The following is a 12,688-nucleotide window of genomic DNA, read 5'->3' on the forward strand; positions in this document are numbered from 1 at the left end:
TCCGCCGGTGTCGTGGCGGTCTCGGGGCTGAAGAGCACGATCCCGCCGAGCGCGGCCTGGTGGATCCCCTCGCTGAGCAGGGCGGCCAGGCGCGCGGTGGACAGGCGGCCGAGACCGTCGGACTCGCGCAACGCCGTGGCCAGGCGCCCGCGCGTCGGATCGGCCGGTCCTGCGGACAAGGAGGTCACGGGAGCCACCGTAGCGAGACCCGATCGAGGGGACGCGGATGTGGGCGGGCGGTGGCGCGGGCATCATGGGGACATGGACACGGGACCGGACGATCTGAGTGGCGGAGGCCTCTTCGGCGACCGCCTCTATGACGCGATGGACAAGCGGGATCCCGTCGCGGGTTCGCTGCTCATCGCGGCGCCGGACATGCCGGACCCCAACTTCCGGCGCGCCATCATCTACGTGATCGAACACGACCATTCCGGTTCACTCGGCGTGGTGATCACCCGCCGGAGCGACACGCCGGTCGAGACGATCCTGCCCGGCTGGGCGGAGATGTGTGCGCCACCGGCCGTGTTCCACATCGGAGGCCCGGTCAAGCCGGACACCGGGATCGCGTTGGTGGTGCTCGGGTCGGGCGTCGACGGCGAGATGCACCAGGGGTTGCAGCAGATCGAGGGCAGGGTCCACGTGGTGGACCTCGACAGCGAACCCGACCTGCTCCGCGACTCCGTGGAGGGGATGCGCGTGTTCGTGGGGTACACCGGCTGGGCGCCCGGGCAGTTGCAGGGAGAGCTCGACCGCGGCGACTGGTACGTGGCCCCCAGCCTGCCGAGCGATCTGCTCGCGCCGGCGCACGTGGACGTCTGGGGAACGGTGCTGCGTCGCCAGGAGATGCCTCTCCCCCTCTACGCGACCTTCGTGAACGACGGGGACGTGAACTGATCCGACCCGACCGGTCGGGTGTCTCATTATGTGAGACGAAGTAGTCAGATAGTAGGACCGCGAGTATTCTCCCGCTGGTGGACGCAGGAGCGAGCGGCGAGACCCGGGTGGGCCCACGACAGTGGGCGATCCTCGGCGTCGGTACGCTCGCCGCGTCCTCCGCCTCGGCGTTCGTGGCCGGTGTGGCCTTCCTGCTCCCCTACCTCCACTCGGTGGCCGGCCTGTCGCTCCCCGCCGCGGGTGCGCTCGTGGCCATGCCCTCGGTCGGGACCGCACTCACTCTCGTGGCCTGGGGCTGGCTCGTCGACCGCGCCGGAGAGCGGCTCGTGCTGGTGAGCGGATCCGTTCTCACCACGGCCGCCCTGGCAGGCGCTCTCATCACCCCGTCACTGACCCTCCTCGGCGTGTGCTTCCTGCTCGCGGGAGCGGCCTCGGCATCGGCAGCCTCGGCGAGCGGTCGACTGGTGGTGGGATGGTTCCCCGCTGGTCGACGGGGCATGGCGATGGGCGTCCGGCAGATGTCGCAACCCCTCGGAGCGGCGGTCGCGGCGATGTCCATGCCGGCGCTGGCCGCCTCGCAGGGTCTCCGGGCCGCGCTGGCGGTCCCCGTGGTCATGGCTGCGGTCTCCGCGGTCGCGGCGCTCGTCGTCGTCACCGATCCTCCCCGGCCGGACCGTCACGACCCCGGGTCCACCACACTCGCCACCTCGCCGTACCGGGCGTCGCGCTACCTGCACCGGATCCACGGCGTCTCGGTGCTGCTCGTACTCCCCCAGGCGCTCATGCAGTCGTTCATGCTCGCGTGGTTGGTCCTCGGGCACGGCTGGTCGCCCGTCTCGGCCGGCGCGGTCGTGACGGTGGCGCAACTGCTGGGTGCGGTCGGACGCATCGTCGTCGGCGTGATCTCCGACCGGGTGGGGTCGCGGCTGACTCCGCTTCGCGCGGTTGCCGTGTCGGTCTCGGTCGGCCTGGCGGTCCTGGCTGCCGCGGAGGTGTTCGGGGCCCCCGGTGTCGTCGCCGTGGCCCTCGCCGTGATCGCGACGGTCCTGTCCGTGGCGGACAACGGACTCGCCTTCACCGCGGTCGCCGAACACGCCGGACCCCAGTGGAGCGGGCGGGCCCTCGGAGTCCAGAACACCGCGCAGTTCCTCGCGATCTCGGCGATCACCCCGGTCTTCGCGGCGGGAATCGACCGGTGGGGTTACGGGCCGGTCTTCGCCGGGGCCGCGCTGGTGGCCGCGCTGGCCGTGCCCGTCGTGCCTCGCGCCGACCGGGTCCGGTGATCCCGACCGGTGTGCCCGGCCGTCACCCGGTGGCCGCGCCGGGCGCCGGGTGTCCCCGGTACTGCCCCACCGACCACACGTTCCCCTCGGGGTCTCGGGCGGAGAAGGTGTGGTCACCGTAGTCGGTGTCGTGCATCTCCATGACGATCTCGGCCCCCGCCGCCCGGGCGCGCTGGTAGACGGCGTCGGAATCGGCCGTCACCACGTAGGCGAGACCCGTCCCGGGTGGTGTGGCGTGCGGGTCGTCGTCCCCTCTCCCGCCGTCCCCGAGCATGACGCCTCCGCCCTCCGGCCAGAGCAGTTCGGCGTGGACGATCCGCCCGCCCTCGGTGTGCGAGACGGTCTCGACGAAGCCCAGGGCCTGGACGAGCCAGTCGATCACGACCCGGGAGTCGGTGCAGCGGAAGCAGTGCCAGACGGTGGGCGCGGGTTCGGCGCCGGGTTCGTGTGTACTCATGCCGGTGAGTCTCCCCCGGGGTCGGGCGGCCAGGCTTGGATGTTTCGGAACTCCTCCTCGATCCAGTTCGTCGGCGACGTGCCCGCGTACCGCCGATAGGCGGCGTCGAGGTGGGCGTGGTCGGCGTACCCGTGGTCGTGGGCGAGGTCGGCCAGTCGGAGCCCGTCCGGCCGTGGCCCCGAGGCCCCGCGAACGGCCTCACGCAGGGCCGAGTGAGTTGACTCGAACCGCATCAGGTCGGCGAGCGCCTTGGTCCCGATCCCCAGTTCGGCCCTGCAGAGCGTCGACAGGTGGCGGGGCGTCACCCCGACCTCCGAGGCCACCCGGGACACCCGCATGCGACCACCGGAGGCCTCGAGCAGTCGCCACGCGCCCACCACCTCCCGGCGCGGACCGGGTACGCGTTCGTACCTGTCCGCCGCCGAGGCCAGGCCCGCGGCCACGAGGTCGGCGCGGTCACGGGCGGGTGCCGAGGCCACCCGCGAGTGAAGCGCCCGGACCCGGGAACCGAGGACGTCCTCGCCCTCGTGCGTGAGCTCGGAGAGAGCGGCCGCCGGCATCCCGAACAGGCGCCGCGCGGCGAGGGGGTGCACCGCGACCTGGACGCCTTCCTCGCGGTCGGGCCGTTGCAGGTAGACGGGTCGGGTGTGGAACCCGCCGAGGCAGACGTCGTGGCGTACCCCCTCCCGGCGGGCCCAGTCCGCGAAGGAATACGAGCACAGCAGAGGAGCGTCCGTGGCGACGACGAGGGTCAGGGTGGAGGAGGGCAGCCCCCGGTGTGGTGGCCGCTGCGGCCGCGGGCCGATCCCCTCCACGGCATACGAGATGAGCCGCCTCACCCCGGGCGGCGGAGTGGCCTCGCGCACGCTCACGCCACCAAGTGTGCCCCGTCCCGTCGGGGGTGACCAGACCCCCGCGGTCGCTACACTGCTCCGCGTGCCGTCCACCCCCTCTACCAGCGCAGAGATCCGCAAGGGTCTGGCCGACTGCTCCACGGTCGGACTCGGTCTGGTCCCCCTGGGACTGGCGTTCGGGGTCCTGCTCACCCAGGCGGGATTCGCGTGGTGGTGGGCCCCGGTGTTCTCCGTGGTGATCTACGCGGGGTCAATGGAGTTCCTGGCGATCGGTCTGCTCACGGCCCTCACTCCCTTGTACTCGCTGGCCGCGGCGGCGTTCCTGGTCAACTTCCGCCACGTCTTCTACGGACTGAGTTTCCCGTTGGACGCCATCCGCTCCCGTCTCGGCCGCCTCTACGCCGTCTACGCGCTCACCGACGAGGTCTACGCGATCACCGCCACCAAGCGGCGCACGGAGATGACGGGGGCGCGGACGTTGACCATCTCCCTCACCTGTCAGACGCTGTGGGTGGTCCCCGGCATCGTCGGCGCGCTCGTCGGGGCCGCTCTGCCCGCCGGGCTCGACGGTCTGCAGTTCGCGCTGACCGCGCTGTTCGCCGTCCTCGCGGTGGACGCGTGGCGTGCCTCGGGAGACCTGCCGGCCCCCGTGATCGGCCTGGTGTGCGGTCTGGTGGCGGCGTGGCTGGCCCCGGAGCAGATGCTGATCGTGGGGCTGTGCGCGTTCGTGGCCGTGTTGATCGCGCGGTACGCGTGGGCGACCCGCGAGGGGCGGGAACCGGCGTGAGCTCACCGTTGACCGGTGCCCCGGTGCCGGGCACCGGCTATCTGCTCGCCGGGCTGGGAGTGATGTTCGTCGTGACCATGGCCCTGCGCGCCGCCCCGTTCGTCGCGCTCACCCGGCTCCGCGACTCGCGGGTCGTGCGCTACCTGGGCCGCACGATGCCGGCCGGCGTGATGGTGGTGCTGGTGGTCTACACCCTGCGCGACACCACCGCCGACCTCGGCTCCTGGCTGCCCGCCGGAGCCGCGTTGGCTCTCACCCTGGCGGTGCACCTGGTGTGGCGACGGGCGGCGGCGAGCATCATCGTGGGTACCGCCACCTACATGCTGCTGGGAGCCTGGCTCGGGTGAGACCGGCACGCGCGTCCCCCGATGCACTGCCGCACGAGCAGGGGGGCAGGCGAGAGTTCACCGGGAGGAGCGGCTCCGCGGAACCACGGCGGCCCGGCCGATTCCTGCAGTTCAGTGGGCCACGGGACAGGTGCCCAGGTCGACCTTCCACTCGGTGAGGCCGTTGAGCCAGCCGGACCGCAGCCGCGTGGGTTCGCCCAGCGCGGTGAGGTCGGGGAAATAGTCGGCGACGGCGTTGAAGATGATCTCGAGCTGCATCTTGGCCAGATTGGCGCCGAGGCAGTAGTGGGGACCCTGCCCACCGAAGGTCACGTGGGGGTTCGGGTCGCGGAGGATGTTGAACGTGAACGGGTCCTCGAAGACGTCCTCGTCGAAGTTCGCCGATCCGTAGCAGATCAGCACGCGATCCCCCTCGGCGATGGACACGCCCCCGATCTCGACGTCCTCCATGGCGGTCCGCTGGAACTGGGTGATCGGTGAGGCCCACCGGAGGATCTCGTCGTAGGCGGTCTCCGGGCGCTCGCGCTTGAACAACTCCCACTGGTCGGGGTTCTCCAGCATGGCCACCATGCCGTGGGTGGTGGCGTTGCGGGTGGTCTCGTTGCCGGCGACGGACAGCAGGGTGACGAACCAGCCGAACTCCTCGGGCGACAGGTGCTCTCCGTCGACGTCGGCCTGGACGAGCTTGGTCACGATGTCGTCCCGCGGGTTGGCGGCGCGGTCCTCGGCCATGGTGTTCGCGTACCCGATGAGTTCCATGGACGCGATGGCGGGAGCGTCGGGGTCGCCCCCGGCGTCGTAGCTGGTCATGATGTTGGACCACTCGAAGATCTTGTGGCGGTCCTCCTGCGGAACGCCGAGCAGGTCCGCGATCGCCTGGAGCGGGAGCTCGGAGGCGATCGCGGTGACGAAGTCGTCGGCGTTCGACTCCGCGGCGGCGGTGACGATCTTGCGCGCGCGGTCGGCGAGTTCCTCGCGCATGCCGGCCACGCCGCGTGGGGTGAAGCCGCGGGAGATGATCCGGCGGTGCTTCTTGTGGATCTCACCGTCCTCGTTGACCAGCATCGACCGCTGCGCCTCGATGATCGAGCGGTCGGTTCCCTCGGAGAACCGAGGGATCATCGTGTTCTCCCCCGCGGAGAACAGTTCGCCGGTGAGGCGCGAGATCTCCTTGACGTCGGCGTGCCTGGTGACGAGCCAGTAGTGGTCGTCGTCGAAGCCGTCCGACCCGGGACGCTTGTCGACGCGGTGGATCGGTTCGGTCTGCCGCAACTGGCGCCACTCCTCATGCGGGAGTCGTTTCTCGAACAGGTCCGGGTCGGTGAAGTCGAATCCTGCTGGGATGGTCACGTTCACGATGTCTCCTGCGCCTCGTCCACCGCCGGTCGGCAGGTGTGGGAAAGGTGAATAGTGGTAACTATATACGCGTGGCACTGTCTGGGAGTGAGATTCTCGATCGCGCGTTGATGCTGGCCGAGGAGATGTCGGGTTCGATCGAGCGCGCTGCGGCGAACTACGGCCTCACGGTGCCGCGACTGGAGTTGCTGTTCGTCCTGGGGCTCGAGGGCGAGTGCAAGCAGGTGGAGCTGGCGACCTTCCTGGACTGCTCGCCGCGCCAGGTCACCGCACTCGTCGACGGGCTGGTCGCCAGCGGACACGTGGTCCGGACCATGCCGCCGGACGACCGGCGGGTCCGTCTGGTCAACCTCACCGACGAGTCGCGTCGGATCGTCGAGGAGGTCGTGTCGGCGCGTGTCGCGCTGGCGGAGTGGCTGTTCGACGGGCTCGACGACGACGAGCTGCAGGCATTCGGTGCCGTCTCGGAGAAACTGGTCTCGCGAATGGGTGGACGGTCACTGAGCCGGCTGACCCAGCAGTGAGTCAGGCCGTGCAGGCCGCGCAGCCGGTGTCCTCCCGGGCGTACTCGACGAACCCGCGGGACAGGTAGTTCGGGATCGCGGCCGGGGAGTCGTCCCCGCACGTGTGCAGCCAGACCCTGCGGCACCCTGGGACCTGCCAGGCGATCCGGACGGTCTCGGAGAGGAACCATCCGCCGAGTCCCAGGCCAGCGAAGCGGGGGAGCAGGCCGAAATAGACGATCTCCACATCGACCCCGTCGGCCGGGTCCCCGTGGCCCGAACCCGGCTCGTCCCCGCACGGGCTCATGCGCAACTCGGCGAACCCGGCGACCTCGCCGCCCCGGGTCGCCCGGAAGGTGGTGACGCAGGGGTCCGCGCAGTACGAGGCCCAGCGTCCGTCCGACCAGTCGAGTCGGTCGGTCCACTTCCAGTCGGCGCCGATCTCGCGGTACATCTGCGAGTTGAAGGCGGGCTCGGCCGGGAAGACCCGGGAGATCGTCAGGTCCGCGCGGCGAGCCGGGCGCAGCCAGGACGCGTCGGTCTGCTGCAGATAGGTCACGCTGGTCATCGCGCTATTCAAGCACCGTAACCCTGCCGCGACCCAACCGGTATCGGACCGGAGCGGGGTTGCCGATGAATGAGCAAGCAATGAAGACCGGCGGAAGCTTAGTTGACGTGGAACTCCGGAATGCCGGGGAGCTGGAGTCCATTGAGTAAGTTGGCTGATCCTGCGACGAGATCGTTGTGGCCTTTAAACGCGGCGTTTTCAACACCATCCATCACAAACGGGTTTGACACAGAGGCGGCGGCTCCCGCTCCCCCAACTACAGCGGCGGTTCCCGCTCCCAGTGCGATTCCTCCGACCAAAGGCGGAGTCAAACCGATTGCCGCAGCGGCGGCGGCCGCTGGCCCGAGGAGGACTGCGCCGATCAGAGCGAGACCTTCGATAATGCCCATTGTCTTGTCTCCATTCTACAGGTGTGGCCAGTAGTCAACCGACTTGGAGCTGTCCAGGTCGAACTGGTTCTTGGGGTTTGAGCGGAATGAGTGAAACCTCGATACGCGGCGACGGAACAGGCGCTGGAGCCAGAGGGGCAGCGGACATAGGTGCGGGCGCGGGAGGATTCGGCGGGTTGGCTTGCACCGGGGGCAGCGGTATCGGGACCTGGACCACTTGCGCAGGTGCAGCCTGAGGGGGCACTAACACGCCTTGGTCCGGCAAGTTCACCTCGCTGGAGGGCGCCGCGACCGATGTCGTGGCCGACGTAGTCGCGCTTGTATTCCAGGGTTGAGCTGGGGGTCGGGGTGAGCTGAGTCCACCTTGGGACAGCTCGCTGGTAGCGGCCACGGATTCACCGGCATTGGGGGAGGCATGAGTCAGGTGGGCAAGTGCAACTCCGCAGGTGATGCCTACGAGCGAGAGTGCACCGGCGGCAAGCCAGAGGACCTTAGGGCGCGGCCCAAGGCCGTTCATCTCACCACCAGCCCCAGGCGATGGCATTGTTTTTCAGGACTTCCAGTTGATAGGCAGGCAATCCTGCATCGACGCCGAGCTCGTACTGAGTGCGATACAGATCGGTCGAGGCCGCTTGGGCACCCGGGATCATATTGATGACACCGGCCAAGGCGGCGTTGGCCATTACCCAAAGTGGGCTCGAGATGCTTCCGTAGAAGGGGTCCACATGTGCCTCCGTGCGTGAGGATCGGGTAGGGGTATGCGCCTCTTTATCGATACGCTCCGGAGACATTAAGCAGACGGCGACCAGAGCTCAATTGCTTCGTCGACTAAGAATGGGAACGCTGTTCCGGCGCGTTGAACTGCTGATACATCGTCAACATGGCTGTCATTCGAATCGCTGCTGGTAGGGCGGGGGGCCGTCTGAGGATCACGGGCTCGGGAACCCGGAGAGCATTCGCTTACCCCGCGTCGTCTGTGACCCGAAACACCCCGGACGCGTTCAGTTGCGGTTCAGCGTGACCTCCGTAGGGTCGCGGCCATGACCAGCGTCCTCATGATCCTGTCCGCCGCCGACCACTGGACCCTCAAGGACGGCTCCGCGCACCCCACCGGGTTCTGGGCCGAGGAGTTCGTCACCCCCTACGAGGTCTTCACCGGGGCCGGGTGGAACGTCACCGTGGCCACTCCCGGGGGCCGCGCGCCCACGGTCGACCAGGCCAGCCTCGGCGAGGGGGCCGGCGATCCGCAGACCCTCGAGAAGGTCAAGGCCTCGCTCGACCAGCTCGCCCCCGTTCTGAACTCGCCCGTCGACCTGGCGTCCGTGGACCACTCGGAGTACGACCTGGTCTTCTACCCCGGCGGCCACGGCCCGCTCGAGGACCTGGCCCGCGACCAGACGTCCGGGGCGATCCTGACCGAGCGCGTGAGCGCCGGCACGCCCGTGGCCCTGCTCTGCCACGCCCCCGCCGCCGTGCTCGCCGCGTCCGAGGACCCGGCCTCCTCGCCGTTCGCCGGCTACCGGATGACCGGATTCTCCAACGTCGAGGAGGAGCAGGTGGGACTGGCGGCCAACGCCCCCTGGCTCCTCGAGGACAAGCTCGTCGAGCTCGGCGCGGACTACTCCTCGGCCGCCGAGCCGTGGGGCTCGTACGTCGTGGTGGACCGGGGCGTCTACACCGGCCAGAACCCGCAGTCCTCCGCGGAACTGGCCGAGCGGCTCGTCGCGGACTTCGCGGGCTGAGCCTGAGGCCGGAACGCCCCCCGTGACCGGGGAACAGCAGCATCGGAGGTCCGATATGGCGCACGTCGTCGACAGCCATGCCGTCATCGGCGGCCACCGCGTCGCCTACGGCGTCCACGGGGCCGGGGAGCCTGTGGTGCTGGTGCACGGCACCCCGTCGTCGTCATATATCTGGCGGAACATCGTGCCCCGGCTCGTCGACGCCGGGTACCGCGTGCACGTGTTCGACCTGCTGGGGTACGGCCTGTCGGAGCGACCGTGGGACCCGGCCGTCGACACGTCGATCACCGGCAACGTCGCGGTCCTGGACGGGCTGCTCGACCTGTGGGGACTGGACTCGTTCCACCTGGTCGCCCACGACATCGGCGGCGGCGTCGCCCAGCGATTCGGGGTCCGCTCGATCGAGCGCCTGCGCACGCTCACACTGATCGACGTGGTGAGCTTTGACACCTACCCCTCCGAGCGGACCCGGCAGCAGATGGCAGACGGGCTGGAGGTGTTGGCGAAGAAGCCCGACGACGAGCACCGCGAGCACTTCCGCGAGTGGCTGCTGTCCACGCACAGCGACCCCACGGGCTTCGACCCGGAGGCGCTGGACGTGTACGTGGACTTCATCAGCGGACCGATCGGTCAACCGAGCCTGTTCCAGCACCAGGTCGCGCACTACGACCCCGTGCACACCATGGAGATCAGCGACAGGCTGCACACACTGGGTCAGGTCCCGGTCCAACTGATCTGGGGTGCGGACGACACCTGGCAGGTCATCGATCACGCCCACCGGCTGCACCGGGCGATCCCGGGCAGTGCCCTCCACGTGATCGACGACTGCGGTCACTTCGCGCCGGAGGAACGCCCCGCGGAGGTGTCGGCGGCGGTGCTCGGGTTCCTGGACCAGAACCGCTCCTAGCGGGGTCGTGCCCGCCTCACTCCGCGGGCGCCTCGGTTCCCTCCGCACGGCCGTAGTGGCCCGCCAGCCACGCGCACACGATCAGCTGGATCTGGTGGAACAGCATCAGGGGGAGCACCAGGAGTCCGACGGGTTGGCCGACGAACAGCACCGCGGCCATGGGCAGCCCCGTGGCCAGGGACTTCTTGGAACCGCAGAACTGCACGACCCTCTTGTCGCGGTCGGCGAACCCGAGCGCGCGGGAGAGCAGCGCGGTCAGACCCAGCACCACCGCGAGCAGGACGCAGCACGCGGCGATCAGCCACACGAGCTGGGTCGGCCCCACCCTCGACCAGATGCCGTCGGCGACCCCGTCGGAGAACGCCGCGTAGACGATCAGGACGATCACCGACTTGTCGAACAGCGCGAGGCGCTTGATCCTCGTGGTGACCGGCAGGACCCACCGCCTCAGCAGCTGGCCCAGGACGAACGGCAGGAGCAGTTGCAGGGCGATCTTCCCGACCGAGTCCCACGTGATGACCACCGATCCGTCCCTGGTCATGAGCGCGAAGACCAACAGGGGAGTGATGACCACCCCGAGCAGATTGGACACGGACGCGGAGACCACGGCGGCGCTCACGTGGCCGCGGGCGATCGCCACGAAGGTGATCGAGGACTGCACGGTGGACGGGACGAGCGTCAGGAAGAGGAAACCGGCGGCCAGCGGCTCACCGAGTACCGGCGTGAGCGCCCACCTGCCCAGGAGCCCCAGGGCCGGGAACAGCAGGAACGTCGCCGCCAGCACCACCGAGTGCAACCGCCAGTGCTTCACACCGGCCAGCAGCTCCCGGGGTTCCAACCGCGCGCCGTAGAGGAAGAACAGGACGGCGATCCCCACGGTGGTGACCCACCCGAGCGCCGTCGCCGCGCCTCCGGTCGCCGGCAGCACCGCCGCCACCACGACGGCGGCCAGGATCGCGAGGATGAACGGCTCGATCCGGAGGCGACGCAGAAAGCTCATCGACCCATTTCATCACCCCGGTCCGCGGGCGGTCCGCACGAGGACCGCAGGGGCGGCCGATAGGCTCGGGGGATGACGGAGCGAGTCGGACAGGGGTGGCGGCCCAAGTCGCTGCGGGACGGCGAGGAACCGGACCCGCGGTTCACGCTCGCCAACGAGCGCACGTTTCTGGCGTGGATCCGGACGAGCCTCGGCCTGATGGCCGGCGCCGTGGCGATGGAGGCCTTCGCCGGCGACGAGATCCCTGAGATCATCCGGACCCCGCTGGCCTGCGTACTCCTCGTGATGGCGGCGCTGCTGGCCACCGTGTCGTTCCGACGCTGGATCCGGATCGAGGCGTCCATGCGTCACAACAGGCCGCTTCCGGTCCCGCAGGCGTCGATCCTCCTGGTGCTGGGCATCGCGACCGGTGCGATCCTGCTGGTCGTCGCGATCCTCGGCGGCACCATCGCATGAGCGCAGGCGCCCCGCGGCGGCGGATCGGCGTGCGCCCGGAGGCCGTCCCGCCCGACGTCGGACTCCAGGCCGAGCGCACCAGCCTGTCGTGGGCGCGGACCTGGGCCGTGGTGACGGTGAACATCATCCTGGTGGCCAAGTTGATCGCCGAGACCTCGTGGGTGTGGGCGGCGGTCTTCGCGACTCTCGTCGTGGTCCCGCTGCTCGCGCTGCTCAGGGTGCAGCTGCACCACGAACAGCGGGTGGGGCGGTTCGTCCGGGCCGGAGAGGTCCAGCAGACCCAGGTCCGCTACAACATCGGCCTGGTGGCGATGGTGCTGGTGATGGCCGGATGCGGCCTCACCGCCGTCCTGATCCGGGTGCTGTTCTAGCCGTACAGACCAGTCGCACGGACGCCCGCGATTGCAGACGCCCGCGCCCGGACCAGGACCGGTCGGGTCAGGTGTTCTTGAAGCGACCGCTCAGGGCGTCGCGGAGCCTGTCCACCATGCCGACACCGGGCCCCAGGGTCATGTGGAACAACTCGGAGTGCGGGGATCCGGGGTGCGGGCGGGTGGGGGCGATCTTCTTGGCCGCCTCGACCTTCCGGCCCAGGTCGAGCAGGTCCTCGGCGGAGACGGCTGCCCGCAACTTGGGGAACTGGTCGCTCTCCTCGTCGTCCGCGTGGTGATCGAGGAGTTCCTTGAAGCGCTTCACGGTGGCGATGAACTCGGCGCTCTCGGAGTCCAGACCCTCGAGCTCCTTCATCACCTCTTCGATCTCCTGGTGCTCTTCCTTGTCGTGCTCGACCTCGTCGCCGCCGTCCGGGACCTCGCGCTCGTAGACGGGGTAGACGAACAACTCCTCGGCCACCGAGTGCCGGGTCACCTCGGCGATCACGGAGTCGGCCAGCGAACGGCGCTCCTTGGGGTCGGTGGTCTCCTCGATCATCTCGATCAGCCCGATCATCTCGCGATGGTCGGCGGTGAGGATGTCGACGACGTCCTTGTTGGACTCTGTCGTGGACTTCTGGGCCATGGCGAGCTCCTTCACGGTGTGGGTCGGATGGACCTCTGACCGTAGGCAGCGTGCGGGGAGCGGGCCACCGGTCGGGCCGGCACGCGGGCCCCCACCCGGGCCCCCCACGCGGGCCCCACACAGGCCTC

Annotated in this window: 17 protein-coding genes and 1 pseudogene; 9 read left to right on the plus strand and 9 right to left on the minus strand. The window is 69.5% G+C overall.

Annotated elements, in window-relative coordinates:
• Positions 1-188, minus strand: a pseudogene (locus G6020_RS05315) (hypothetical protein); the annotation flags it as partial.
• Between the two features lie 73 nt (positions 189-261).
• On the opposite strand from G6020_RS05315, the gene G6020_RS05320 reads away from it, so the two are divergent.
• Positions 262-894 carry a YqgE/AlgH family protein gene (locus tag G6020_RS05320; RefSeq protein ID WP_179523990.1) on the plus strand — a complete coding sequence of 211 codons (633 nt, stop codon included), beginning with the start codon at positions 262-264 and terminating at the stop codon, positions 892-894.
• 77 nt (positions 895-971) lie between these two features.
• Positions 972-2,177, plus strand: a complete 1,206-nt coding sequence (locus G6020_RS05325) for an MFS transporter (protein WP_347238313.1) — start codon at positions 972-974, stop codon at positions 2,175-2,177.
• Positions 2,178-2,199: 22 nt separating this feature from the next.
• On the opposite strand, the gene G6020_RS05330 is transcribed toward G6020_RS05325, so the two are convergent.
• Together G6020_RS05330 and G6020_RS17500 are read right to left on the minus strand one after the other, a co-directional pair.
• Entirely contained in the window at positions 2,200-2,634 is a 435-nt protein-coding gene (locus G6020_RS05330; RefSeq protein ID WP_182609913.1) for a VOC family protein, read from the minus strand.
• Positions 2,631-3,506, minus strand: coding sequence for a helix-turn-helix domain-containing protein (locus G6020_RS17500; RefSeq protein WP_182609914.1), 876 nt, complete (start codon positions 3,504-3,506; stop codon positions 2,631-2,633). Before G6020_RS17500 ends, G6020_RS05330 begins: the two co-directional genes overlap by 4 nt.
• Positions 3,507-3,570: 64 nt before the next feature.
• Between G6020_RS17500 and G6020_RS05340 the strand changes: the two genes are divergently transcribed.
• Both G6020_RS05340 and G6020_RS05345 read left to right on the plus strand, forming a co-directional pair.
• Positions 3,571-4,275 carry an AzlC family ABC transporter permease gene (locus tag G6020_RS05340; protein WP_179523987.1) on the plus strand — a complete coding sequence of 235 codons (705 nt, stop codon included), beginning with the start codon at positions 3,571-3,573 and terminating at the stop codon, positions 4,273-4,275.
• A 62-nt stretch (positions 4,276-4,337) separates the two neighbouring features.
• Positions 4,338-4,622: an AzlD domain-containing protein gene (locus G6020_RS05345; protein ID WP_182609919.1), complete on the plus strand. Its 285-nt coding sequence runs from the start codon at positions 4,338-4,340 to the stop codon at positions 4,620-4,622.
• 111 nt (positions 4,623-4,733) lie between these two features.
• Here G6020_RS05345 and G6020_RS05350 read toward each other — a convergent pair whose 3' ends face one another.
• Positions 4,734-5,978 (minus strand): cytochrome P450, encoded by a 1,245-nt coding sequence (locus G6020_RS05350; protein WP_304816736.1) that lies wholly within the window; start codon positions 5,976-5,978, stop codon positions 4,734-4,736.
• Positions 5,979-6,049: 71 nt separating this feature from the next.
• Between G6020_RS05350 and G6020_RS05355 the strand changes: the two genes are divergently transcribed.
• A complete protein-coding gene (locus G6020_RS05355) occupies positions 6,050-6,502 on the plus strand; it encodes a MarR family transcriptional regulator (RefSeq protein WP_304816738.1) in 453 nt (150 codons plus the stop codon).
• Position 6,503: 1 nt separating this feature from the next.
• Here G6020_RS05355 and G6020_RS05360 read toward each other — a convergent pair whose 3' ends face one another.
• The 3 genes from G6020_RS05360 to G6020_RS05370 form a co-directional block, all read right to left on the minus strand.
• Positions 6,504-7,049, minus strand: coding sequence for a GNAT family N-acetyltransferase (locus tag G6020_RS05360; RefSeq protein ID WP_179523986.1), 546 nt, complete (start codon positions 7,047-7,049; stop codon positions 6,504-6,506).
• Between the two features lie 98 nt (positions 7,050-7,147).
• Positions 7,148-7,438: a hypothetical protein gene (locus tag G6020_RS05365; RefSeq protein WP_179523985.1), complete on the minus strand. Its 291-nt coding sequence runs from the start codon at positions 7,436-7,438 to the stop codon at positions 7,148-7,150.
• Between the two features lie 518 nt (positions 7,439-7,956).
• Positions 7,957-8,121, minus strand: a complete 165-nt coding sequence (locus tag G6020_RS05370) for a hypothetical protein (RefSeq protein WP_179523984.1) — start codon at positions 8,119-8,121, stop codon at positions 7,957-7,959.
• 357 nt (positions 8,122-8,478) lie between these two features.
• Here G6020_RS05370 and G6020_RS05375 point away from each other — a divergent pair, with 357 nt between their 5' ends.
• Positions 8,479-9,180, plus strand: coding sequence for a type 1 glutamine amidotransferase domain-containing protein (locus G6020_RS05375; RefSeq protein WP_182609915.1), 702 nt, complete (start codon positions 8,479-8,481; stop codon positions 9,178-9,180).
• A 55-nt stretch (positions 9,181-9,235) separates the two neighbouring features.
• Entirely contained in the window at positions 9,236-10,087 is an 852-nt protein-coding gene (locus G6020_RS05380; RefSeq protein WP_182609916.1) for an alpha/beta hydrolase, read from the plus strand.
• Positions 10,088-10,103: 16 nt separating this feature from the next.
• Here the strand turns inward: G6020_RS05380 and G6020_RS05385 are convergent, their stop codons facing one another.
• Positions 10,104-11,087 carry a bile acid:sodium symporter family protein gene (locus tag G6020_RS05385; protein WP_182609917.1) on the minus strand — a complete coding sequence of 328 codons (984 nt, stop codon included), beginning with the start codon at positions 11,085-11,087 and terminating at the stop codon, positions 10,104-10,106.
• Positions 11,088-11,159: 72 nt separating this feature from the next.
• On the opposite strand from G6020_RS05385, the gene G6020_RS05390 reads away from it, so the two are divergent.
• Both G6020_RS05390 and G6020_RS05395 read left to right on the plus strand, forming a co-directional pair.
• A complete protein-coding gene (locus G6020_RS05390; protein WP_179523980.1) occupies positions 11,160-11,543 on the plus strand; it encodes a DUF202 domain-containing protein in 384 nt (127 codons plus the stop codon).
• Positions 11,540-11,914 (plus strand): DUF202 domain-containing protein, encoded by a 375-nt coding sequence (locus G6020_RS05395; protein ID WP_179523979.1) that lies wholly within the window; start codon positions 11,540-11,542, stop codon positions 11,912-11,914. The genes G6020_RS05390 and G6020_RS05395 overlap by 4 nt, the downstream gene beginning before the upstream one ends.
• Before the next feature lie 67 nt (positions 11,915-11,981).
• Here the strand turns inward: G6020_RS05395 and G6020_RS05400 are convergent, their stop codons facing one another.
• Entirely contained in the window at positions 11,982-12,560 is a 579-nt protein-coding gene (locus tag G6020_RS05400; protein WP_179523978.1) for a hemerythrin domain-containing protein, read from the minus strand.
• Positions 12,561-12,688 lie beyond the last annotated feature (128 nt).

This window comes from Dietzia sp. B19, assembly GCF_014145155.1.
In the GTDB taxonomy this organism is placed as follows: domain Bacteria; phylum Actinomycetota; class Actinomycetes; order Mycobacteriales; family Mycobacteriaceae; genus Dietzia; species Dietzia natronolimnaea.

Excerpts from the sequence above, each read along its gene's own strand:
- G6020_RS05320 (WP_179523990.1), top strand. The coding sequence starts at position 262 with ATGGACACGGGACCGGACGATCTGAGTGGCGGAGGCCTCTTCGGCGAC.
- G6020_RS05330 (WP_182609913.1), bottom strand. The coding sequence starts at position 2,634 with ATGAGTACACACGAACCCGGCGCCGAACCCGCGCCCACCGTCTGGCAC.
- G6020_RS05345 (WP_182609919.1), top strand. The coding sequence starts at position 4,338 with ATGTTCGTCGTGACCATGGCCCTGCGCGCCGCCCCGTTCGTCGCGCTC.
- G6020_RS05360 (WP_179523986.1), bottom strand. The coding sequence starts at position 7,049 with ATGACCAGCGTGACCTATCTGCAGCAGACCGACGCGTCCTGGCTGCGC.
- G6020_RS05365 (WP_179523985.1), bottom strand. The coding sequence starts at position 7,438 with ATGGGCATTATCGAAGGTCTCGCTCTGATCGGCGCAGTCCTCCTCGGG.
- G6020_RS05370 (WP_179523984.1), bottom strand. The coding sequence starts at position 8,121 with ATGGCCAACGCCGCCTTGGCCGGTGTCATCAATATGATCCCGGGTGCC.
- G6020_RS05375 (WP_182609915.1), top strand. The coding sequence starts at position 8,479 with ATGACCAGCGTCCTCATGATCCTGTCCGCCGCCGACCACTGGACCCTC.
- G6020_RS05380 (WP_182609916.1), top strand. The coding sequence starts at position 9,236 with ATGGCGCACGTCGTCGACAGCCATGCCGTCATCGGCGGCCACCGCGTC.
- G6020_RS05385 (WP_182609917.1), bottom strand. The coding sequence starts at position 11,087 with ATGAGCTTTCTGCGTCGCCTCCGGATCGAGCCGTTCATCCTCGCGATC.
- G6020_RS05390 (WP_179523980.1), top strand. The coding sequence starts at position 11,160 with ATGACGGAGCGAGTCGGACAGGGGTGGCGGCCCAAGTCGCTGCGGGAC.
- G6020_RS05395 (WP_179523979.1), top strand. The coding sequence starts at position 11,540 with ATGAGCGCAGGCGCCCCGCGGCGGCGGATCGGCGTGCGCCCGGAGGCC.
- G6020_RS05400 (WP_179523978.1), bottom strand. The coding sequence starts at position 12,560 with ATGGCCCAGAAGTCCACGACAGAGTCCAACAAGGACGTCGTCGACATC.